The sequence below is a fragment of the Streptomyces sp. 7N604 genome, from assembly GCF_052245475.1.
Taxonomy (GTDB): Bacteria; Actinomycetota; Actinomycetes; order Streptomycetales; family Streptomycetaceae; genus Streptomyces.
The window spans coordinates 37,296-59,682 of the sequence record NZ_JBQQBX010000042.1; the positions used below are offsets into that span (position 1 = coordinate 37,296).

Sequence of the window (22,387 nt, forward strand, 5' to 3'; positions counted from 1 at the left end):
GCGGACAGGGGCTGTGAGTCGGCGACGGAGGGGCAGTGAGGCGGCGCTGCCGGTGACGGGCGGCCTCCGGCGCAAGGGCGATGTCGCACGAGCCCCGGCGCCGGGCGCCGCGTCCGGTCCCGGGCCTCCTCCGGGTCCGGTCCTAGTCCTGGTTCACCGGTCCTAGTCCTGGCTCACCGGCCCCAGCGCAGCCCCGCCGTCGCCACCGGTGCGTCCCACAGCCGCAGCAGTTCCTCATCAGACTGGCACAGCGTCACCGAGCAGCCGGCCATGTCGAGCGAGGTGACGTAGTTGCCGACGAGCGTCCGGGCGACGCTCACGCCGCGCTCGCCCAGCACGCGCTGCACCTCGGCGTTGAACCCGTACAGCTCGAGCAGCGGCGTCGCGCCCATGCCGTTGACCAGGGCCAGCACGGGGGAGTCCGGCCGCAGGTCCTCCAGGATGGCGTCGACCGCGAAGTCCGCGATCTCGCGCGACGTCATCATGGCGCGGCGCTCGCGCCCCGGCTCGCCGTGGATGCCGATGCCCAGCTCCAGCTCGCCGGGCGGCAGGTCGAAGGTGGGGCCGCCCTTGGCCGGGGTCGTGCAGGCGCTCAGCGCGACCCCGAAGCTCCGGGAGGACTCGTTGACCTTTCGGGCGATGGCCTCGACGCGTTCCAGTGGCGCGCCCTCCTCGGCCGCCGCGCCCGCGATCTTCTCGACGAACAGGGTGGCGCCCACACCGCGCCGTCCGGCCGTGTAGAGGCTGTCGGTGACGGCCACGTCGTCGTTCACCAGCACGCTGGCGACCTGGATTCCCTCGTCCTCCGCCAGCTCCGCGGCCATGTTGAAGTTGAGCACGTCGCCCGTGTAGTTCTTCACGATGAACAGCACGCCCTTGCCGCTGTCCACCGCGGCCGCGGCGCGCGCCATCTGGTCGGGGACGGGGGAGGTGAAGACCTCTCCGGGACAGGCCGCATCGAGCATCCCGTGCCCGACGAATCCGCCGTGCAGTGGCTCGTGGCCGGAACCGCCGCCCGAGACCAGCCCGACCTTGTCGGCGACGGGGGCGTCCCGCCGTACGATCACGCGGTTCTCGACGTCGACCGTCAGCTCGGGGTGAGCGGCGGCCAGCCCGCGCAGGCCATCGGCGACCACGGTCTCGGGCACGTTGATCAGCATCTTCATGGTGTACCTCCGAGTGAGCCTGGCCGCCGCCAGGACCAGGTATTCGCAGGTCAGAGAGGGTGGCGGCTTAATGATCTCGACAGTTGCGCGGCGGGCCCGAGTGGACTCGGGCGGGACCCGCGGCGACTTTGCTGACTCTGTGTCAGGCAATCCTCATCGTGCAACCCCCTTGGGCGAAGTAGCACCGCCGGGTAGTGCCAGTATCGCTCCGGAGACGCTCGTGGACACATGACGCAGCGCCTGTGTCTGCGAGAACACGATCATGGGGAAGGTGGCCGCGCCGCCGCCGGCGCGGCGGGCTCTCCTCCCTGATCCGCCCCTTCCCGGACCTCGGAGCTCGGCCCCCAGCCCTCAGGGGGCCAGGGGCGGAGCCCCTGGACCGGCTGCGAGCGGGTTCCGGACCTGTCAGCGGCCGTGATGGCGCGCCACAGGACACGCGGGCCCCCTCGCTCCCGCCCGGGGAGTGAGGGGGCCCGCGACCACACAACCGTGGTCTTCGGTCAGACCGTTGACATCACCACACGCGTGACGCCCTCTTCCTTGTTGTGCTTGTCCGCCCAGTTCGTCAGCGCCGTATGGCACGCGTGGTCCAAGTGCCGCAGGTCGAGCAGGTCGAGCTCGATCTGACGGTCCTTCGGCAGGCCCTCCAGGGTGTCGAGGATCCGCGGCAGGCGAAGGAAGGTCGCGTTGCCCGAAATGGCCACGCGTACGGGGGCGGCCTTGCCGCCGCTGTCGTCCACCTGCACCTGGATGTGCGAGGTGTCCCACGCGGTCTTGGCGACCGCGAGCAGCAGCCCCGCCAGCACGCCTTCGAACATGCTCGTGGCGATGATGGCGATGGCCGTCACCACCAGAATCAGCGCCTCGCCGCGGTGTTCGCGCCACAGCGGCTTCAATTCGCCCAGCGGGATCAGCTTCCAGCCCGAGAAGACGAGGATGCCGGCGAGCGTGGCCACCGGGATGAGGCCGAGCGCGGCGGGCAGCAGCGCCGCGAAGAGGAGCAGCCATACGCCGTGCAGCACCCGCGAGACCTTGGTCTTGGCGCCCGCCTGGACGTTGGCCGCGCTGCGCACGATGACGGCGGTCATCGGCAGCGCACCGAGCGCACCGCACACCGTGTTGCCCGCTCCCTGGGCCATCAGCTCCTTGTCGTAGTCGGTGCCGGGGCCGCTGTGCAGCCGGTCGACCGCGGCGGCGCTGAACAGGCTCTCCGCCGACGCGATGAGGGTGATCGCGACGACGGTGCCGACCGCCCCGACGATTCCGGCCTCCATGAGCCCCTCGAGGTCGCCGACGCCCGGTGGCTGGATCGCGCCCAGGAGCCCCTTCACCTCCACCCGCTTCACCGGCAGCTGGAACAGCCCCACGGCGGCGGTGGTGAGCGCGACGGCCGCGAGCGGTGCGGGGAGCACCCGGACCTTCTCCGGCATGTGCTTCCAGAAGGCCATGATCGCGACCGTGGCCGCGCCGAGCGCGAAGGCCGTCAGCGCCGGCGGCGAACCGGCCGTCTTGGCGAACATCCCCGGCAGGCCCGCGATGTTGGCCGGCCCCGAGCCGGGCGCCTTCGCGTCCGCCATCGCGTAGAGCTGACCGGCGATCAGCACCAGACCGATGCCACCGAGCATGCCTTCCACGACGGCGATGGAGATGGCGCGGAACCAGCGGCCGAGACGCAGCGCGCCCATCACCAGCTGGAGCACGCCCGCCGTCAGGACGAACACGCCAAGGGCACCGATCCCGAACTCGGTGACCGCTTCGAGTATGAGGACGGTCAGGCCCGCGGCGGGCCCGCTGACCTGCAGGCTGCTCCCCGGGAGCATCCCGGTGACGATACCGCCCACGATGCCCGTCACCAGGCCGAGTTCGGCCGGGACTCCGGACGCGACGGCCACGCCCACGCACAGCGGCAGGGCGACGAGGAAGACGACGACCGACGCGGTGATGTCGGTCCGCAGAGTGGAGGTGGAGGGGCGGTCCCCGCGCTGCTGCGCCGCCCGCCGGTGGCGTCCGCGGTTGCCTGCTCCCCGAGACCCTGGCCCGCCCCCGGGCTCGCTGCTTTCGCGCCTGCGGCTTTCCGGTTCGGGGCTTACGGTGCCGTGGGTTCCTGTGTCGTAGGTCGGCTGGCTGTGGGTTCCCGTGTCGTAGGCCGGGTGGCCGTGGGGGCCTGTGTCGTGGGTCGGGCGGCGGTGGGTTCCTGTGCCATAGGTTGCGGTGGCGTGGGCTCCTGTGTCGTAGGCCGGGTGGCCGTGGGGGCCTGTGTCGTGGGTCGGGCGGCGGTGGGTTCCTGTGCCATAGGTTGCGGTGCCGTGGGCTCCTGTGTCGTAGGCCGGGTGGCCGTGGGGCCCTGTGTCGTAGGCCGGGTGGCCGTGGGGCCCTGTGTCATGGGTTGCGTGGCCTTGGGCCCCCGTGTCGTAGGTCCCCGTGTCGTAGGTCCCTGGGTCATAGGTCCCGGGGGCGTAGGTTTCCGGTCCGCGACTCTCCTGCTCGGGTATCCCGCTCACGCGGGTGGTCTCCGCGTTCATAGCGGAAGGAAGGCGTCGTCGTCGGCCCGGTGCGCGAGCACGGACCCGGTGGCTATCTCGTAGAACCAGCCGTGCAGGCGCAGCCGACCCTCGGCCATCCCCCGCGCGACGCACGGATAGTCGCGCAACTGCCGGAGCTGCCGGAGTACGTGGTCCTGGACGGCCGGGGCGATGTCGGGCGCCGAGGGGTCGACGAAGACCGGCGGAGGCGATGCGCTCTCCAGCCAGCCGCGGACGGCGGGGACGCCGGAGAGGTCTTCGCGGCGCACCATGGCGCCGACGGCCCCGCAGTGGGAGTGGCCGCAGACGACGATGTCCGCGACGCCGAGGACCTCGACGGCGTACTCGATCGTGGCCGCCTCGCTCGATGGTCGGTCCGGCCGGTGAGCGGGGATGATGCTGCCCGCCGTGCGGAGTTCGAAGAGCTCGCCGGGGCGGGCTCCGGTGATCAGCGAGGGGATCACCCGCGAGTCGGAGCAGGTGATGAACAGCGCTTCCGGGGACTGGCCTTCCGCCAGGCGGCCGAACTCGTCGGCCTGCGCGGCGGCCCGGTCCCGGAAGGCACGGGCGTTCTTCATAAGGATGTGCATGGGGGTGTTCCTCCGGCGCGCCCGGTGAAGGGCGCGAGTGGGGGTGGTCGTCCTGGTCGGATCGCAGGTACGCGGTGGGGGAAAGCCGTGCGGGAGCCGACTGGCCCGATCAGAGGCGGAACACCTGCAGTACGGCGGGGCGTGCTGCGGGGCCGAGGCCTGGTGGGCCGTGGGGAGGGCCATGCGCCGTGGGCCGGGGAATGGAGCGGGCGGCTGGGCCGCCGTCGCTGGTGAAGACGCTGAGGGTGCGGCCGCCGGTGGGCGGCGGGAGCGCAATGGGCCGGTTGTACGGCCGGGTGGCGCTGGGATGCGGATGCGGCCCGTCGGCGGGATGGGGGTCGTCCCAGGACGGGCCGCCGGCTAAGGAGTCGGCTTCCTTCGGGGCTCCGCCGGCGCGGATGTCCCCGGCCTCCGCGGGAGTTGCGGTTGCCTGGCAGAACATCAGGACCGCGAGCAGAAGGGTGCTCAGCATGGCGAGAACGTCCGCTGCGGTCGCTCTGCGGAGTGCCATGGCCCCTCCCAACTCTTTGGCCCAACCGGTCAGTAACTGCATCCTCGTGAGCAACTCTGACATCAAGAGGCTCAAAAATCAGCGATTCGTTAAACATTCGTGAGCGTCACGCCACTTGACACCTGTCACATGCGCCGCTACCGCCGGTCACACCTGCTGAGGCGTCAGCGCCCTTGGGTCCCACAGGCGGGCCGGATCGCGCGATGATCGGAGAGGAACCACGGATCCGTACGGAGCGCTCAACGGCGCGGCGTACGGAGCCGGTGCAGGGAGCCGGTGCAGGGATCCGGCCAGGTCTGCGAGGAGGCGGCGTCGTGCAGGGCGAGCAGCGGAAGCGAGGGACCGGGGGAGTGCCGGGCCCCGATGCGCCGGACTTCCCGTCCCGCACGGCGCCCCGGGCCAGGGACCTCGCCGCCCTGGACGACGAGCTGATCCGCTGCCGGGCCTGCCCGCGCCTGGTGGAGTGGCGGGAGGAGACCGCCCGGGTCAAGCGGCGGGCGTTCCAGGAGTGGGACTACTGGGCGCGCCCGGTGCCGGGGTTCGGGCCGCCCGATGCCGCGCTCGCCGTCGTCGGGCTCGCCCCGGCGGCGCACGGCGGCAACCGCACCGGCCGGATCTTCACCGGAGACCGCTCGGGCGATGTCCTCTTCGCCGCGCTGCACGCCGTAGGGCTGGCGTCGCAGCCGGAATCAACGGCGCGCGGCGACGGCCTCGAGCTCTACGGGGTACGGGTGACCGCGCCGGTGCACTGCGCGCCGCCCGCCAACAAGCCGACGCCGCAGGAGCGGCTCACCTGCCGTCCGTGGCTCGCCCGGGAGCTCGAGCTGCTGCGGCCGACCCTTCGGGCGGTCGTGGTGCTCGGCGCGTTCGGCTGGCAGGCGCTGCTGCCGGTGCTCGAGGAGGCCGGGTGGCAGGTGCCGCGCCCGCGCCCGCGGTTCGGCCACGGCGTGCACATCGAACTCCCCGACGCGGGCGGCGGGTCCACGCTGCACCTCCTCGGCTGCTACCACGTCAGCCAGCAGAACACCTTCACGGGCAGGCTCACGCCCGCCATGCTCCGCGAGGCGCTGGCGGAAGGTGCGGCACTGGCCGGACTCGAGCCGTCCGGGAGCGGCGCCTGAACACCCCGGCGGTTCACGCCATGCGCTTACGCCTGACCCGTCTCCATCCGGCCGGCCTCGCCCCCGGTGGCCGTCACTCCCGGGGGTCCCGCTCGGAGCCGTTGCCGGACGTCGTCAGCGACGCTGACGATCCCGGTCATCCGGCCAGATCGCTGATGAGCTGGGCGGCGTCCGCTCTGAAGGCCGCCCTTCCCTCGGCGATGCGCCGGCTGCGCTGAGGGCCGTCCGGGGCCAGCCGTCCTACGGTGGCGAGCAGCTCGCCCGGCGATTCGGCGTACGCGGAGAGGCCGGCCGCCGCCATCTCCCGTACCCCCTCCGCGCCGTGGCCGGGGATGGGGCGGTAACCGATCACGGGGAGTTCCGCGGCGAGCGCCTGCACCGCGGTCTGGCCCGCCGCGTTGTCGACCAGGACCCGGGCTGCCGACATCAGACCCGCCAGGTCGCCCACCCAGCCCAGCGCCAGCACACCCGGCAGCCGGGCCGCCCGTTGCCGCAGCCGCTCGTCCCGGCCGCACAGCAGCACGGGCAGACAGCCGTGGTGGGACAGCGCCTGCGCCGTGGACTTCAGCCCCGAGCCGACTCCCCACGCGCCCGCGGAGAGCAGGACCGCGGGACGGTCCGGCGCATGGCGGGCGAGCGTGGCGCGCCACCGCGGGTCCGGGGCGCCGGCGGCCGCGAGGAACTCCGGGGGCACCACGGGACCTGGCGCGGCGGCGGGGCGGCCGGTCCCCCGGCGCGCGGCCTCGGCCGCGGCCTCGGTGACGCAGAGGTGCAGGTCGTTGCCGGGATGCAGCCAACCCCGGTGCACGGCGAAGTCGATGACGACCACGGCGCTGGGGATCTCCAGGACCTTCCGTTCACGCATCCGACCGGTGATCTGCGCCGCCAGGTGGAAGGTGGACACCACGGCGTCGGCACGCCGGCGCTCCACCAGGTCCGTCAGCCGGCGCTCGGCCAGCGCGGCCAGGGGGGAGGTGCCGGGCCGAGGCCCTTCGCCGGGCGACAGGAAGGCCGCGTAGATCCCCGCGTACAGCTGCGGGGCATAGCGCACCGAGGCGCGGTAGAAGGAGCGCAGGGCCGCCCCGGCGCCCGGCGGCAGCAGCGCGAGCACGTCCCGTACCAGGACGTCGTGGCCCCGGGCCCGCAATCGGCGCGCGAGTTCGCCGGCCACCGCGTCGTGGCCCGCGCCCATGCTCGCGCTGAGCACCACGAAACGCCGCTCCATGAGACTCCAGGGTCGAGGTCGGTCGGGACCGGGCTGGGGCCGCGGCCTGGGTGAGGCCGGGGCCGAGGGTCGTGCCGAAGGGCTGAATGCCGCACGGGCGGCGGCCTGAATCGAGCTGTTCGGGTGGATCGGACCGTGGGCTGTGAGGAGGCGGCCCAGCCGGGTAGCCAGGATGCTGGAAGCGCAGCTTCTGAAGACCCGGAGGACCCACGATGCCCCACAGGCCCCGGCGCCGTGCCGCGTCCGGCGCTGAGCGACCCGTAGCGCTCATCACGGGTGCGTCCTCAGGGATCGGGGCGGCGGTCGCCGAGCGGCTGGCCTCCGAGGGCGGCTGGCAGCTGCTGCTCAACGGGCGCGACGAGGAGCGGCTCGCCGGGGTGGCCAAGCTGACGGACGGCACCCCGCTGCCCGCCGACGTCACCGACAGCGGCGGCCGCGAGCGGCTCGCGGAAGAGGCTCTGGAGCGCGGTGGCCGGGTCGACGCGCTGGTCGCGGCCGCGGGGATCGGCTGGGCCGGACCGTTCACCGGGATGCCGCGGGAGGCCATCGACCGGGTCCTGTCGGTCAACCTGTCCGCCGTGGTCCACCTGGTACGGCTCTTCCTGCCCGGGATGGTCAGCCGGGGAGCGGGGCGCGTGGTGATGATCGGCTCCATGGCGGGGTGTGTGGGGGTGCGCGACGAGGCGGTGTACGCCGCCACGAAAGGGGGACTCATGGCCTTCGCGGACAGTCTGCGCTATGAGCTCCACGAGCTCGGTCTTACGGGCGTACGGGTGTCGATGGTCATGCCCGGCGCCGTGGACACCCCCTTCTTCAGCCGCCGGGGGGTGCCGTACCACCGCAGCAGGCCGCGGCCCGTGCCCCCGGCGCGGGTGGCGGACGCCGTGTGGCAGGCCCTCGTCACCGGGCGGGAGGAGGCGTTCGTGCCGCCCTGGCTCGGCCTGCCCGCGCGCGTGCACGGTGCCGCACCCGGCGTCTTCCGCGCGCTCGCCAAGCGCTTCGGCTGAGGCGCGCGGCGAGGTCCGGAGAAGCCATGGACGGGACGAGGACGACCGAGCGAGCCAAAGGGCGCGCCGTCCGCGGCCGGAAGCCGCTGATCGAACACAGCAAGCGCCCGGAGGCGAGCGAGGTGGGCGTCGAGTGCTGACGGCCCTCTCGGTCGCCCTGGCGCTGCTCGGCGCGCTCGCCAACGCGGCCGCGTCCGTGCTGCAGCGCCGTGCCGCTGCCGAGGAGCAGCCCGCGGCCGCGGCCCGGCGGCTCGGCTGGCTGCTGCCCCTCCTCCGCCACCCGGTCTGGCTCTGGGGGGCGGGCACGCTCGTCCTGTCGGGGATCTGCCAGGCCGGCGCCCTCGCCACCGGGCCACTGGCCGTGGTGCAGCCCGTGATGACCACGGAACTGCTGTTCACGCTGGTGGTGGGCAGCATGGTCTTCCACCACCGGCCGGATGCCCGCACCCGGTGGGCCTTCCTCGCCATGGCCGCGGGACTCGCCGCCTTCCTGCGCCTGGCCGAGCCTGCGGAGGGCAGCTCGACCGTGCCGGACGGCAGGTGGCTGCCGGTGGCCCTGTCGGTGCTGGTCGTGGTGGCCGTGCTGATCGCCGTGGGTCTCCGGCTGCCGTCCGCGCCGAAGGCCGCGGTGCTCGGTACGGCGACGGCCATCGGCTTCTCCTGCACCGCGGCGCTGATGAAGGACGCCATCGGGCGGCTGGCCGAGGGGGTGGGGGACTTCCTGACGGCGTGGCAGACGTATGCGGTCGCGGTCGTCGGGCTCGCCAGCTTCTTCCTGCTCCAGGTGACCCTGCACGCGGGCACGCTCGTGGCCTCGCAGCCCGCGCTCACCCTGGGCGACGCGCTCCTCAGCGTGATCCTCGGCGGTGTGCTCTTCGACGAGCACATCACCCTGGGACTGCGGATACTGCCGGAGGCGGTGGCACTCGCCGTGCTGGTGCTGGGCAGTGTGCAACTGGCCAGGTCACCGGTGGTCTCGGGGAAGAACGGGGAGCAGATGTGGTGACAGCGCGTACCACCGCCACGGTGACAGCCGTCGCGGCACTGGCCACCGCCGGCTGGCACTTCGGACCCGCGGCCACCTGGCTCCCGGCCCTGCGCCGGGCGATGAGCCCCGCCCTCGACGGTCGGGGGGACCCGCGCCATGTGGCCCTCACCTTCGACGACGGGCCCGACCCGCGGAGCACACCGCACTTCCTGCGGGAACTGGACCGGCTCTCCGTGCGAGCCACGTTCTTCGTCCTCGGCGCGGAACTCGAGCGGTACGCGGGGCTCGGCCGCCGGATCGTCGCCGAGGGCCATGAACTGGCCGTCCACGGCTGGCGGCACGAGTGGCCGTGGTACCCGAGGCCCCGGCGCGATCTCCGCGACGTGTCGCGCGCCGCGGACGCCGTGCTGCGCATCGGCGGCGTGCGGCCGCTGTGGTACCGGCCGGCGTACGGCGTCCTCACCGGAGGGCGCTGGGCCGCCGCCCGGCGGGCCGGGCTGCAGCCGGTGCTCTGGTCGGTCTGGGGCCACGACTGGACGGCGGAGGCGAATCCGGCCGGTGTGCTGTCCGAGATGACGCGGTCGCTGCGCGGCGGAGCGACCGTCCTGCTGCACGACTCCGACCGTACGAGCGCCCCGGACGCGTGGCGGGCAGCGCTGGGCGCCCTGCCCGGCCTGGTCACGGTCTGCCGGGAGCGCGGCCTGGAGGTCGGGCCGCTCGCCGAGCACGGGCTCCAGGCGCGCCGGATGCGGTAGTGCCGCGGGCCGTCACTCCCGGACGAGAGGTCCGCCTGGGGCGGGGCAGGCCCGCAAGGGCCCGCAGGGGCGCGCTCGGCGAGAGCGCGCCCCCACCGGACAGGCCGTGCGCTACTTCAGCTCGACCTGGAACACCTTGTCCGCACCGTCCGGTTCCCCTCCGTTGTTGTCGGCGTTGGTCGTGGACAGCCACAGGGCGTTCTTGCCCGGGACCTTCTCCACCGTCCGCAGCCGCCCGTACTGGTTGACGTAGTACGCGGCCGGGGTGCCCGCGTTGGAGCCGTCGACCGGTATCCGCCACAGCCGCTCACCGCGCAGCGCCGCCATGTAGATGGCGCCGTCTGCGTAGGCGATGGCGCTCGGCGAGGCCTCGCTCACGGCCCACTGCCGCTTGGGGTTGGTCATGCCGGAGTTGTCGCAGCTGCCCTCGCAGACCGGCCAGCCGTAGTTCTTGCCGGACTCGATCAGATTGAGCTCGTCGTACTTGCTGTTGCCGAACTCGGCTTCCCAGAGCCTGCCTTCCGGGTCCCAGGTGATGCCCTGCGGGTTGCGGTGGCCGAGGGAGTAGACGAGCGTGCCGAACGGGTTGCCCGGCGCGGGCTTTCCGTCCTTGGTCATCCGCAGGATCTTGCCGTTGAGGGAGTTCTTGTCCTGCGCGAGGTCCGGGGTCTGGCCGTCGCCCGTGGTGGCGTAGAGGTAGCCGTCGGGGCCGAACTTGATCCGGCCGCCGTTGTGGTACTTGTTCTTCTTGATGCCGGTGACCAGCACCGTGTAGTCGCTGAGCGAGGAGCCGTCGTACGTCATCCGCACGATGCGGTTGTCGCCCGAGGCCGAGTGCATCAGATAGATGTGGTGGTCGCTGTTCCAGTCCGGCGACACGGCGACGCCGAGCAGCCCGCCCTCACCCCCGGTGGTCACCACGTTGGGCACCTTGCCGACCTCGGTCTTCTGGCCCGCCTGGGTGAGCTTGTACACCAGATACGTATCCCGCTCGGTGAAGAGCGCCGAGCCGTCCGGGAGCCAGCTCAGTCCCCAGGGGATCGACCAGCCGGACGAGATCGTCTTGATGCCGGAGGGAACCGAGTCACCTCCGCCGGCCGGCTTCGTCTTCGCGCTGACCTCGTTGCTCGGGTCCGAGACGTTGCCCGAGGTGTCCTTGGCCCGGACGGTGAACCTGTACGTCGTGTCGGCCGCGAGGCCGGTCACCTTCGCCGTCGTGCCCGCGACGTCGGGGGCGACGACGGTCGAGCCGCTGTAGACGTCGTAGCCCGCCACGGCCTCGTCATCCGTCGCGGCGGTCCACTTCAGCGAGGCGCTGTCGGCCGTGGTGCCGGTGACGGTCAGGCCGGACGGCGTGGACGGCTTGGTGGTGTCGGAACTCGGCGGGGTGGTGACCGGCACCGCGTTGCTGGCCTGGGAGACATTGCCCGCCGCGTCGCGCGCGAAGACCGTGAAGCGGTAGTCGGTGCCGGGCTTAAGTCCGGTGACCTTCTTGGCCGTGGCGCTGCCCGCCGCCTCGGCGACCTTGTTGCCGTCGTGATAGATGTCGTACGCCGCGACGCCCACGTTGTCCTCGGCCGCCTCCCAGGCCAGCTCGACGCTGGTCGCGGTGGAACCGGTGGAGCGCAGGTTCTGCGGGGTGGAGGGTGCCTGGCTGTCGCTGCCGCGGGTGCCGAAGACCTGGAACTCCTGCAAGGAGTAGCCCATGGTGGGTCGGCAGCGCACGGACCCGGTCGCCCGGACGTAGCGGGCGGTGCCCGAGACGTTGATCTCGTCGGTGCCGCCGTCGCCCGCCGTCGTCGAATGGGCCGTCTTCCAGGTGGAGTTGTCGGTCGAGAACTCGACCTTGTACGACGAGGCGCAGGACTGGTCCCAGACGAGCTTGACCCGGCTGACGGTGGCCGTCTCGCCGAGGTCGACCTTGATCCACTGCGGGTCGGCATTGCGTACGCTCGCCCAGCGGGTGGCGGTGTCGCCGTCGACGGCGAACTTCGTGGCGTAACCGGCGCCGCCCTCGGAGGAGGCGGTCGCCGGCTTGCCCTGGCTGAGCAGCACGGGCGCCGCGTTCCCCGTCCCGGCCACCGCGACGAGCAGCCCTGCGGCGAGGGCGGTCGCGGCCGCGGCGGCGGTGAGGGCGTGCGGCGAGAGTCTTCTGGAGGTGCGCTTTCCGGAGGTGTGGGGGGTTGTTGCCATGGGGCGGTCCTCCTAGGAACAGCCTGGGTATGGCGGGCCCAAGTGGGGTTGTGGGGCAGGGGGTTGTGGAGCACGGCGTTGTGGAGCCCGGGTTGTGCGTGCCGGTGAATGTAAGGAAACCTTCCTAACTCGTCAATAACTTAGTCCACACCATTGACCGAGGCTCGCCAGGTCCGCGATTCTGCGACCGATGTCGACCTGAACAGATGAACTCCCGCCGCTGTGACAGCTCCTGCATCAAGAGCACGCCGGGCGGGGAGTGATCCTTATGACCCCTGATAACCCTCATGGCCCCCGAGACGCCTCCCGGCACAGTTCCCGCAACGGGAAACCCCCCACCAGGAAAGGCAGGTATGGCCCATGACCGAATCCGTACAGCAGGCCGTGGAGCAGGCGCAGCACGCGGGACCCGGCTGTGAGGAGGCCGCGGCGGCCTGGCAGACCCCCGACTACGAGGTGGTCGAGACCGGACTCGAGGTCACCGCGTACTTCCTGAGCGACCGTTAGTCCCGCCGCCATGCTGCTGCAGGTGCTCGGCACCGCGGCGGGCGGCGGCGTACCCCAGTGGAACTGCGCGTGCCCCGGCTGCACCGGGGCACGCGCCCATCCGCGGTGGCGCCGCCGCCACGCCTCGCTCGCCGTACGGGCCTCGGACAGCCGCTGGTACGTCGTCAACGCCACCCCCGACATCGGCGATCAGATCGAGGACACCCCCTCGCTCCGCCCCGGGCCCGGCGCGCGGCGCACCCCGCTGGCGGGCCTGGTGCTGACCGACGCGGAGCTCGACCACACGCTGGGCATCGCGCGCCTCCGCGAGGCCCGTGGCCTGGAGGTGCTCGCCACGGGTGCCGTACGCGAGGCCCTGCTCACCGGTCTCCACCTGGGCGCGGTCCTCGGTCCGTACACCTCCCTCAACTGGCGGGAGTTGCCGCACGAGCGGCATGAGTCACCACCTGGGCCCCACAAGCTGCCCGAGCCGCTCGCCGCGGACTCCGCGATCGAGATCAGCGCCGTCCCCGTCTCCGCCAAGCGCCCCCGGTACACGACGGACATGACCGGTCCGGACGACCGGACCTGGGTCGTGGCGCTGCGCCTCACCGACCGCGCCACCGGTGCCACCGCCATCTACGCCCCGGCGCTCGCCTCCTGGCCCGATGCTCTCCAGAAGGCCGTCACCGACGCCGACTGCGTGATCCTCGACGGCACGTTCTGGGACGACGAGGAGCCCCGGCGCACCGGTGTCTCCCAGCGCACCGCGACCGGCATGGGGCACCTCCCGATCGACGGGCCCGGCGGCACTGCGGAGCGCCTGGCCCCGCTCGCCGCCCGCTGCCTCTACACCCATCTCAACAACACCAACCCCCTGGTCGACCCGGGCGCCCCGCAGTACGAGCTGCTGGCCGAGCGGGGCATCGAGGTCGCCGCTGACGGAATGGTCATCGAGCTGTGAGCACGCCAACGGAATCAGCGACATCAATCGCATCCACCGCACGGACCGCATCCCCCGCGTCAGCCGCATTCGAGGACCGGCTGCGGGCTGTCGCACGGGAGCGCTACCACGACCGGCACCCCTTCAACGTCCGTATGCACCAAGGAGACCTGACCCCGGACGAGCTGCGGCGCTGGATTCTCAACCGCTTCCACTACCAGCGCCATATCCCCGTCAAGGACGCCCTGATCACGGCCAAGTTCGGGACTCCGGAGCTGCGCCGCATGTGGCTGCGGCGGATCGAGGACCACGACGGGCGGGCCGCGGGGGAGGGCGGCATCGAGCGGTGGCTGCGGCTCGGCGAGGCCGCCGGAATCGACCGGGCCCGGCTCCTGTCGGGGGAGGGCGTCCTGCCCGGCGTGCGGCTCGCCGTGGACGGCTACGTCAACTTCTGCCGCCTGCACTCCCCGCTGGAGGCCGTGGCCGCCTCGCTCACCGAGCTGTCGGCCCCGGACATCATGCGCGCCCGCATCGGTGCCTTCGAGCGCCACTACGGGTGGATCGCTCCTGAAGGACTCGCCTACTTCCGCAACCGCGAGACGCAAGGACGGCAGGACAGCGGGGAGGCGCTGGAACTGGTCCTGGACTGGGCGCGCACGGAGGACGACCAGGAGCGGGCGGTCGCGGCTCTCACCTTCAAGTGCGAGGTGCTGTGGTCGCTGCTCGACGCGGTGGACCACGGCGACTCCAAGGACGAGCCGTGAGCGCGGCCGACGGCGCAGTCGAGGGCGCGGCCGAGGGCGCCGAGTGGCGGCCCGCCCTGGCGCCGGGTGTGCTGTTCCGGTACGACCCGGTGCGCAGGGCCGTCCTCCTGGTGCTGCCGGAGCGGGTCGTCGTCCTCAACACCCAGGCCGGCGGCGTCATCCGGCTGTGCGACGGCCGGCGCGCGGTCGGTGAGATCGTCGAGGTCCTGGCGGCGCGCCACCCCGGCGCGCCCGTGGCCACCGAGGTCCCCGACTTCCTCCACCGCGTACGCGAGGAGGGCTGGCTGCGATGACCGCCCCACCGCGCCCCTGGGCCCTGCTCGCCGAACTCACCCACGCCTGCCCGCTGCACTGCCCGTACTGCTCCAATCCGCTCGAACTGGTCCGCAGGTCGCGCGAGCTGGCCACCGCCGAGTGGGAGGAGGTCATGCGGCAGGCCGCCCGGTTCGGCGTCGTCCACACCCATCTCTCCGGCGGTGAGCCGCTGTTGCGCTCCGACCTGGAGGCGATCACCGCCGCGGCCGACTCCGCCGGGATCTACACCCAGCTGGTCACCAGCGGCGTCGGACTCGGCGCACCGAGACTGTCCGCCCTCGCGGCCGCCGGGCTGCGCAGCGTCCAGCTCTCCGTCCAGCACGCCGACCCGGCCGCCTCCGACCGCATCGCCGGCAGCCCCTCCTTCGCCGCCAAGGAGCGGGCTGCCGCGCTCGTACGGGACGCGGGCCTGCCGCTGGGCCTCAACGTCGTCCTGCACCGCGACAACCTCGAGGCAATCGACGCCATCGTCGACCTGGGCGTGGCCTGGGGCGCCGACCGGATCGAGCTCGCCAACACCCAGTTCCACGGCTGGGCCCTGCGCAACAGGACCGCCTTGCTCCCCACCCGCGACCAGCTCGCCCGCGCCCGCGACACCGTCGGGCGCCGCCGGCGGCAACTCGTCGGCCGGACCGACCTGGTGTGGGTGGTGCCCGACTACTTCGACGGTGTCGCGAAGCCCTGTATGGGCGGCTGGGGGGCGGTCTCGCTGACCGTCGCCCCGGACGGAACCGTCCTGCCGTGCCCCGCGGCCGCCGCCCTGCCGGACCTGGACCCGCCGAACATCCGCGACCACCCGCTCGACTGGATCTGGAACCACTCCCCGGGATTCAACCGCTACCGCGGCACCGGCTGGATGGCCGAGCCGTGCCGCAGCTGCGCCCGGCGCGAGAGCGACTTCGGCGGTTGCCGCTGCCAGGCGTACGCACTCACCGGCGACGCCACCCGCACCGACCCGGCGTGCGCACTGTCCCCCGACCACGGCCTCGTACGCGCCCTGGCGGACGACGCCCACGCGGACGAGGTTCCGGCGGACGCCGCCCCGGCCGCAGCGCCCGCGTACGTCTACCGCAAGCCGCGGCCGGTCCCGGCGGAGAGGGGCGTGAAGTAGGCGGTCCTGAGGCGGTGTCGCACTCTCTCTTCCAGATGAGTGGAACACGTTCTAGTCTGTGCGCGCCGCAGGGACGCGAACGACGGACAGCGAGACTCCCAGGAGGGGCCGTGCACCTCGAATACACGCCCGAGCAGCAGCAGTTGCGCGCCGAGCTGCGCGCCTACTTCGCCGAGCTGGTGCCCGACAACGCCTACGCGCTCCCCCGTAGCCTTAAGGGCACGGGAGGTACCCCCATCGCCGAACCCCGCGACCAGAAGCGGTTCTACCGAAAGATCATCCGCCGCCTCGGGGCCGACGGCAGGCTCGGCGTCGGCTGGCCCACCGAGTACGGGGGCCGCGGCATGAGCCCGATGGAGCAGTTCATCTTCTTCGACGAGGCCGCCCAGGCGGGCGTACCACTGCCCCTGATGGCCCTCAACACCGTGGGCCCGACGATCATGCAGTTCGGCACCGACGAGCAGAAGGCGTACTTCCTGCCGAAGATCCTCTCCGGCGAGATCGACTTCGCCATCGGCTACAGCGAGCCCCACGCGGGCACCGACCTCGCCGCGCTCAAAACCCGGGCCGTACGGGACGGGGACACGTACGTCGTCAACGGCCAGAAGATCTGGACCACCAACGGCGACACGGCCGACTGGGTCTGGCTCGCCGTCCGCACCGACCCCGAGGCGCCGCCCCACAAGGGCATCTCCATCCTCCTCGTCCCGACCTCGGACCCCGGCTACTCCTGCACCCGCATCAACACCCTCGCCTCGCACGACACCACCGCCAGCTACTACGAGAACATCCGCGTCCCCGTCAGCCGCCGCGTCGGAGAGGAGAACAAGGGCTGGCGGCTCATCACCACCCAGCTCAACCACGAGCGCGTCACCCTCGCCGCGCACGGCACCATGGCGATCCGCGCGATGCACAACGTCCAGCGCTGGGCCGCCGACACCAAGCTCGCCGACGGCCGCCGCGTCATCGACCTCGGCTGGGTCCGCGGCCGCCTCGCCCGTACGCACGCCCGGCTCGACGCCATGAAACTGCTCAACTGGCAGATGGTGGACGCCCTCCAGCGCGGCGCGCTCATCCCGCAGGACGCCTCGGCCGTCAAGGTCTACGGCTCCGAGGCCCGCCGGGACGCGTACGCCTGGCTGATGGAGATCGTCGGCGCGGCCGCCCCGCTGAAGGAGGGCTCCGCCGGCGCGGTGCTCCACGGCGAGCTGGAACGCGGCTACCGCAGCGCCGTGATCTTCACCTTCGGCGGCGGCAACAACGAGATCCAGCGGGAGATCATCTCCTGGATCGGCCTGGGCATGCCAAGAGTCCGGCGCTAGCCGAAGCGGACACGGGCCGCGATGCCCGCCGGGGCGCACCCCGCTACGCACGTCTTAGCCTGGTCATCGGGAGGTGGCGGCCATGGGCGATGGCGATGAAGGGCTCTTCGGCCCGGACTCGGTCACCTGGCAGATGCACGGCGACCCCGTGATGTGGATCGCGGGGGTGCGCGCCCTGTACTTCCAGGCGCTGCACCCGCGCGCCGTCCGCGGCGTCATCCAGAACTCCGACTTCAGAAAGGACGCCTGGGGCCGGCTGCTGCGCACCGCCAACTTCGTCGGCACCATCACCTACGGCACCACCGAGGCCGCCGAGAAGGCCGGGGCCCGGGTCCGTGCCATCCACCGGCACCTCACCGCGACCGATCCGGACAGCGGCGAGCGCTACGGCGTGGACGAGCCGGACCTGCTGCTGTGGGTCCACTGCGCGGAGATCGACTCGTATCTCCAGGTGGGGCACCGCTCCGGGTTCCCGCTCACCGACCGCCAGGCCGACGCCTATGTCGACGAGCAGCGCGAGGCGGCCCGCCTCGTCGGCCTCGACCCTGCCGCGGTCCCCGCGGACACGGCCGGGCTCGCCGCCTACTTCGAGCGCGTACGGCCCGAACTCGCCGCGGGCCCCGAGGCGTACGAGGTCGACGCCTTCCTCCGCCGCCCGCCCATCCACCCGCTGCTCGTCCCCGCGCGCGAGGTGCTCTGGCGGCGCGTCGCAGCACTCGCGTACGCCGCCCTGCCGCCGTACGCCCACCTCCTGTACGGCCGTCCCGCGCCCGCACCGGGGACCGTCACCAGGCGGCTGCGGGCCACCGGGAGCATCCTCCGCGCCGTGCCCGCTGAGCTGCGCTGGAAACTGCCGCCGGGACACATCCTCAAGGCCATGGCGCGGCTCGGCCCCGAGGCCCGCCCCTCGCCCTACAAGCTGCGCGGACCGGCCGCCATACTGGACGAAGCCGGGAGGGCGCGGCGAATCGACGGGGGCGGCGGTACGCGATGGGGGAAACCAGGCTGATCCACGGCCGGTACCGGCTGCTCGAGCTGATCGGGCGCGGCGGCATGGGCGAGGTGTGGCGGGCGCTCGACGAATCGCTCGGGCGGCGCGTGGCCGTCAAATGCCTCAAGCCGGTGGGCCCGCACCACGACCAGCAGCACGACCAGGCCTTCGGCCGGATGCGCCGCGAGCGGTTCCGGCGGGAGGCGCGGGTCGCCGCGGCCCTGCAGCACCGCGGGGTCACCGTCGTGCACGACTTCGGCGAGCACGACGGGGTGCTCTATCTGGTGATGGAGCTGCTGGACGGGCGCAACCTCAGTCAGCTGCTGGCGGACAACGAGCAGCACCCACTGCCCGTACCGGACATCGTGGAGATCGCCGACCAGGTCGCGGCCGCCCTCGCCTACACCCACCGGCAGGGCATCGTGCACCGCGACCTCAAGCCCGCGAACATCATGCGGCTCCCCGACGGCACGGTGAAGATCTGCGACTTCGGCATCGCCCGGCTCGGCCACGACATCGGCTTCACGGCGCGCCTGACCGGTACCGGCGTCGCCATGGGTACCCCGGCCTACATGTCGCCCGAGCAGATCGCGGGCGACGCCCTCGACCACCGCAGCGACCTCTACTCGCTGGGGTGCGTGCTGTACGAGATGGCCACCGGAGCCCCGCCGTTCGATCACGGCGACGCCTGGGCGGTGCTGGTCGGCCACCGCGACACCGCGCCCGAGCCGCTGCGCACCCACCGGCCCGAACTCCCCGAATCCCTCGAGCGGATCGTCCTCGACCTGCTGGCCAAGGACCCCGAGGACCGCCCCGGCGACGCCGCGGAACTGGGCGAGCGGATCGTCACGGCGCGCGCCGCGGCAGGCCCTGGCGTCGCCGGGGACCGAGTCGCAGCCTGGGGTGAAGCCGCCTGGGGTGGCGCCGACTCCGGGGCGCGACTCGCCGCGCTGCCGTACGTGGGGCCGGGACCGACCCGGCTGCCCGCGTGGGCGCGTGGCATGACCACAGGCTCCAAGGCGCACGCCGGCCGCGCTCCCGGAACCACCCCACCGGACCCGTCCGCCGGGCTCACCGGCGAGTGGACCGCCCGCGCCGACACCGGGCGGCCCGCGCCGCCGCCCTCAGGGCAGGAGCGGCCCGTACCGCCGCCCGGGCTCCTCGCCGCCCTCGCCGGCCGGCACAGCGCGGGGCTCAGCCTCGGCCGGCTCGGCCGCTGGGAGGAGGCCGGAGAGGTGCACCGCTCGGTCGCTGCCGAGCGCGAGCACGCCCTCGGCCCCGACCATCCCGACACGCTAGCCAGCCGCTATGAAGTCGCCTTCACCCTCAGCCGTCTGGGCCGCCCGGCCGACGCGCTCCGCGAGTTCAGCAGAGTCGCCGCGGGGCGCGAGCGGGTGCTCGGGGCGGACCACGCCGACACGCTCACCGCCCGTCAGGAGACCGCGTACGCGCTCGGGCGGCTCGGCCGCCACTTCGAGGCCCACGAGGTGTACGCGGCCGTGCTCGCCGCCCGCGAGCGGACTATGGGCCCCGACCACCCGGACACCCTGCGCTGTCGCCACAACGTCGCCTTCAACCTGGGGCGGCTCGGGCGGCTGGAGGACTCGTACGAGATGGCGCGCGAGGTGGCGGCCGACCGTGCCCGCGTCCTCGGCGGGCACCACCCGGACACGCTCGTGACCCGCTGCGAGGTCGCCCACGCCCTCGGGCAGCTGGGCCGCTGGCACGAGGCCCTCGAGGCGTACCGCGAGGTCGCCGAGGCCCGCGGCCAGGCCCTGGGGCACGACCACCCCGACACGCTCGCCGCCCGCTACGAGGTCGGGATCAGCCTGGGACGACTCGGGCGCAGCGCGGAAGCGCTGGCGCTGTACCGCGAGTTGGTGGAGGACCGTACCCGCGCCCAGGGGCCTGCCGACCCCGAGACGCTGCGGGCCCGGCACGGCCTCGGGGTCAACCTGGGACGCCTCGGCCGCTGGGAGGAGGCGCTCGCCGAGGCCGGCGAGGTATCCGCCATCCGCGAGAGCGTCCTTGGCCCGGACCACCCCGACACGCTCGCCAGTCGGCGCGAGGTGGCCGTCGGCCTCGGCCGGCTCGGGCGCTGGTCCGACGCGCTCGCCGTCTACCGGGAGGTCGCGGACGCGCGCGAGCACATCCTCGGGGCGGACCACCCCGACGCTCTGACCAGCCGCAACGATGAGGCCCACTGCCTGGAGCAGCTCGGCCGCCCGGCCGAGGCGGTCGAGCTCTACCACCGCGTCGCCGCCCTCCGCCGCCAGCAGCGCGGTACGCGTCCGTAACCCCCTGGTGTGTTCCCCCCGGCGGTCACCGCTTCGACGGGGACGCGGACGGGGCGGAGCGGGGCTGCGGGCCGTAGGCGGTGAGGAAGCGGTCGCGGAAGGTGTCCATCCGCCAGACCGGCGCCTTCCGGCCGGGTTTCAGGCCGTCCTCCCAGCCCCAGCCGGAGATGCGGTCGAGCACGTCCTTGTCGTGGGCGACGATCGTGACCGGAACGTCCCGGCCGGCGGCCTCGCCGGTGACCCTCGGGGAGGGCTGGTGGTCGCCGAGGAAGACGAGCACGGTGTCCTTGGTGCCGTACTTCTCCACGTAGGAGATGAGGTTGTTCAGCGAGTACTCGATGGAGCGGCGGTACTCGGTGCGCAGCTGGGGGACGTCCTGCCACACCTCTTTGGGGTCCTTGCCCGCCTTTTCGATGGGGTCGTAGACCGTGCCGTCACCGAGCTCGTCCCAGCCGAGCATCTTGGGAAGAGGCGCCCAGGGGCCATGGCTGGACGTGAGGATGATCTCCGCCATCATCGGCTTGCGGCCCGGCTCGCCGTGCTCCAGGCGCTCGAAGGCCGACAGGCTGAACTGATCGGGTACGGGCGACCAGCTGAACTTCGGGCCCTTGTACCCGAGTTGCCGGGAGTCGTAGATGTGGTCGAGCCCGAAGAACTTCCCCTCGGGCCAGGCCCGCGTGACGCCCGGCACGATGCCGACCGTCCGCCAGGCCTTGGTCCGCCGGAAGGCGCTGGTGAGGGTCATGCGGTCGGTCGATGTGAGGTTGCGGTAGCGCTGCTGGTTCTTGATCCACAGACCTGACAGGAAGGTGGAGTGGGCCAGCCAGCTGCCGGCGCCCGCCACCGGTGAGGTGAGCCAGGCGCTGCGGGACGAGTACCCGGCCTTGCGCAGCCGTTCGGTCCCGTCCGCGAGCACCGCGTCGACCTGCGGCGCCATCCCCGGGTCCTCAACCGCGCTGCGGCCGTAGCTCTCGATGAAGGTGATCAGGACGTCCTTGCCGCGCAGCCCGGTCAGCAGCTGGTCGGCCGGGGTGTCGTCGAAGGCGTCCGCGGCGGCCTCCTTCGCGAACACCCGCTCGTCCCTCAGCCCCGCCCTGACCTGGTGCGCACGGTTCTCCATGAGCTGGATGTTGCTCCGGGAGGCGATCCGCACGTCGGCGATCTGCACGCCGAACGCGGCGCAGGTGATCCAGGCGGTCCCGAGCACGAGCGTGATACGGGTCGCCCTCACTCGGTGCCGCACCATCAGGCTGCTCAGCCGGACGATAGCCAGCGCCGTCAGGACGAGCAGGGCGAGGGCGAGGACCACAGCCCCGATCACGGCACCGATCGCACCGGCCGGGCCGACGGAGTCCCTGAGGAACGCCTGGGCGTCGTCGAAGAGGATCCAGTCGAGTACCAGGTCGAACGGCCGGTCGAGGACCGAGTAGAAGCCCATGTCGAGGAACTTGAGGATGGTCAGCAGGCCGAGGCCCGCCCCCACGACCACCGCCACCACGCGCCGCGCCTTCGGCGCCAGCATGAGCAGCAGGGCCGCGCCGAGGAGCCCCTCCACCGGGATGCGCACGAACGCGCCGGGCGTGAGGCGCGCCAGGTCGTTCGGCAGCAGGAGGGCGAGGAGCACCAGCGCGGCGGCGCAGACTGTGGTCACCTGGGCAATGGCCTGCACCGCCGCGGGGTGCTCCTCCCGCCAGCCGCCGCCTGCGACGGCCTCGTTCGGGCCGTCCCCGTTCGTGTGGGCTTCGCCGGTCCCGGCTCCGTTGGCTTCGGCCTTGTCCGTGTCGGCCTCGCACGCCTGGGCCTCGCTCGCCTCGGCCTTGTCCGTGTCGGCCTCGCTCGCCTCGGTCTTGTGCGCGTCGGACTCGTTCTTCGTCTCGCCCTTGTCCGGGTTGTCAGTGGCGGTGCCACCCGGTGTGCGCTCCGGGGGGCCGTCCGGCGCCGGGCCACCCTCCTGCGTGGGTGCCTTGCCCGTGTGCAGCCGAAGAGAGCGCGTGAAGAGCGACAACCCTCAGGTCCTTCCGTGCGAAGCCGACGGTGGCGGGGGGGGGGGGGGGGGGAGGGGGGGGGGGGGGGGGGGGGG

Annotated in this window: 19 protein-coding genes; 12 read left to right on the forward strand and 7 right to left on the reverse strand. The window is 72.7% G+C overall.

The genetic code is table 11. The features are described 5' to 3' along the window. Positions 1-173: 173 nt before the first annotated feature. The 4 genes from dhaK to ACTWP8_RS33740 form a co-directional block, all read right to left on the reverse strand. The gene (dhaK, locus tag ACTWP8_RS33725; protein WP_443325892.1) at positions 174-1,166 is read right to left on the reverse strand and encodes a dihydroxyacetone kinase subunit DhaK; all 993 of its coding nucleotides are present in this window, start codon (positions 1,164-1,166) and stop codon (positions 174-176) included. Between the two features lie 500 nt (positions 1,167-1,666). Continuing rightward, positions 1,667-3,121 carry a SulP family inorganic anion transporter gene (locus ACTWP8_RS33730; RefSeq protein ID WP_443325907.1) on the reverse strand — a complete coding sequence of 485 codons (1,455 nt, stop codon included), beginning with the start codon at positions 3,119-3,121 and terminating at the stop codon, positions 1,667-1,669. A gap of 563 nt (positions 3,122-3,684) precedes the next feature. Beyond that, on the reverse strand, positions 3,685-4,278 hold the full coding sequence (locus tag ACTWP8_RS33735) for a carbonic anhydrase (protein ID WP_443325893.1): 594 nt from the start codon (positions 4,276-4,278) through the stop codon (positions 3,685-3,687). 109 nt (positions 4,279-4,387) lie between these two features. Beyond that, positions 4,388-4,789, reverse strand: coding sequence for a hypothetical protein (locus tag ACTWP8_RS33740; RefSeq protein ID WP_443325894.1), 402 nt, complete (start codon positions 4,787-4,789; stop codon positions 4,388-4,390). A 314-nt stretch (positions 4,790-5,103) separates the two neighbouring features. Here ACTWP8_RS33740 and ACTWP8_RS33745 point away from each other — a divergent pair, with 314 nt between their 5' ends. Further along, positions 5,104-5,910 carry a uracil-DNA glycosylase gene (locus tag ACTWP8_RS33745; protein ID WP_443325895.1) on the forward strand — a complete coding sequence of 269 codons (807 nt, stop codon included), beginning with the start codon at positions 5,104-5,106 and terminating at the stop codon, positions 5,908-5,910. 136 nt (positions 5,911-6,046) lie between these two features. Here the strand turns inward: ACTWP8_RS33745 and ACTWP8_RS33750 are convergent, their stop codons facing one another. After that, positions 6,047-7,135, reverse strand: a complete 1,089-nt coding sequence (locus tag ACTWP8_RS33750; protein ID WP_443325896.1) for an MGDG synthase family glycosyltransferase — start codon at positions 7,133-7,135, stop codon at positions 6,047-6,049. A 212-nt stretch (positions 7,136-7,347) separates the two neighbouring features. On the opposite strand from ACTWP8_RS33750, the gene ACTWP8_RS33755 reads away from it, so the two are divergent. From ACTWP8_RS33755 to ACTWP8_RS33765, 3 genes are all read left to right on the forward strand, one after another. Continuing rightward, positions 7,348-8,142, forward strand: a complete 795-nt coding sequence (locus ACTWP8_RS33755; RefSeq protein ID WP_443325897.1) for an SDR family NAD(P)-dependent oxidoreductase — start codon at positions 7,348-7,350, stop codon at positions 8,140-8,142. Positions 8,143-8,278: 136 nt separating this feature from the next. Continuing rightward, positions 8,279-9,148 (forward strand): DMT family transporter, encoded by an 870-nt coding sequence (locus ACTWP8_RS33760; protein ID WP_443325908.1) that lies wholly within the window; start codon positions 8,279-8,281, stop codon positions 9,146-9,148. Further along, positions 9,142-9,885 (forward strand): polysaccharide deacetylase family protein, encoded by a 744-nt coding sequence (locus ACTWP8_RS33765; RefSeq protein ID WP_443325898.1) that lies wholly within the window; start codon positions 9,142-9,144, stop codon positions 9,883-9,885. The genes ACTWP8_RS33760 and ACTWP8_RS33765 overlap by 7 nt, the downstream gene beginning before the upstream one ends. Before the next feature lie 111 nt (positions 9,886-9,996). On the opposite strand, the gene ACTWP8_RS33770 is transcribed toward ACTWP8_RS33765, so the two are convergent. Then, entirely contained in the window at positions 9,997-12,078 is a 2,082-nt protein-coding gene (locus ACTWP8_RS33770; protein WP_443325899.1) for a PQQ-dependent sugar dehydrogenase, read from the reverse strand. 360 nt (positions 12,079-12,438) lie between these two features. Here ACTWP8_RS33770 and pqqA point away from each other — a divergent pair, with 360 nt between their 5' ends. The 8 genes from pqqA (at position 12,439) to ACTWP8_RS33810 (ending at position 20,307) form a co-directional block, all read left to right on the forward strand. Next, entirely contained in the window at positions 12,439-12,585 is a 147-nt protein-coding gene (gene pqqA / locus ACTWP8_RS33775) for a pyrroloquinoline quinone precursor peptide PqqA (RefSeq protein WP_443325900.1), read from the forward strand. 10 nt (positions 12,586-12,595) lie between these two features. Further along, entirely contained in the window at positions 12,596-13,528 is a 933-nt protein-coding gene (gene pqqB, locus ACTWP8_RS33780) for a pyrroloquinoline quinone biosynthesis protein PqqB (protein WP_443325901.1), read from the forward strand. Positions 13,529-13,554: 26 nt separating this feature from the next. Then, entirely contained in the window at positions 13,555-14,271 is a 717-nt protein-coding gene (gene pqqC / locus ACTWP8_RS33785; protein WP_443325909.1) for a pyrroloquinoline-quinone synthase PqqC, read from the forward strand. Then, positions 14,268-14,564 carry a pyrroloquinoline quinone biosynthesis peptide chaperone PqqD gene (gene pqqD / locus ACTWP8_RS33790; protein ID WP_443317559.1) on the forward strand — a complete coding sequence of 99 codons (297 nt, stop codon included), beginning with the start codon at positions 14,268-14,270 and terminating at the stop codon, positions 14,562-14,564. Before pqqC ends, pqqD begins: the two co-directional genes overlap by 4 nt. Further along, positions 14,561-15,697 (forward strand): pyrroloquinoline quinone biosynthesis protein PqqE, encoded by a 1,137-nt coding sequence (gene pqqE, locus ACTWP8_RS33795; RefSeq protein ID WP_443325902.1) that lies wholly within the window; start codon positions 14,561-14,563, stop codon positions 15,695-15,697. The genes pqqD and pqqE overlap by 4 nt, the downstream gene beginning before the upstream one ends. A 110-nt stretch (positions 15,698-15,807) precedes the next feature. Then, complete coding sequence (locus tag ACTWP8_RS33800; RefSeq protein ID WP_443325903.1) at positions 15,808-17,019, forward strand: acyl-CoA dehydrogenase family protein; 1,212 nt, start codon at positions 15,808-15,810, stop codon at positions 17,017-17,019. Positions 17,020-17,101: 82 nt separating this feature from the next. Beyond that, positions 17,102-18,028 (forward strand): oxygenase MpaB family protein, encoded by a 927-nt coding sequence (locus tag ACTWP8_RS33805; RefSeq protein ID WP_443325904.1) that lies wholly within the window; start codon positions 17,102-17,104, stop codon positions 18,026-18,028. Then, positions 18,010-20,307: a tetratricopeptide repeat protein gene (locus ACTWP8_RS33810; protein ID WP_443325905.1), complete on the forward strand. Its 2,298-nt coding sequence runs from the start codon at positions 18,010-18,012 to the stop codon at positions 20,305-20,307. The genes ACTWP8_RS33805 and ACTWP8_RS33810 overlap by 19 nt, the downstream gene beginning before the upstream one ends. 25 nt (positions 20,308-20,332) lie before the next feature. Here the strand turns inward: ACTWP8_RS33810 and ACTWP8_RS33815 are convergent, their stop codons facing one another. Beyond that, complete coding sequence (locus ACTWP8_RS33815) at positions 20,333-22,312, reverse strand: sulfatase (protein WP_443325906.1); 1,980 nt, start codon at positions 22,310-22,312, stop codon at positions 20,333-20,335. Between the last annotated feature and the right edge of the window lie 75 nt (positions 22,313-22,387).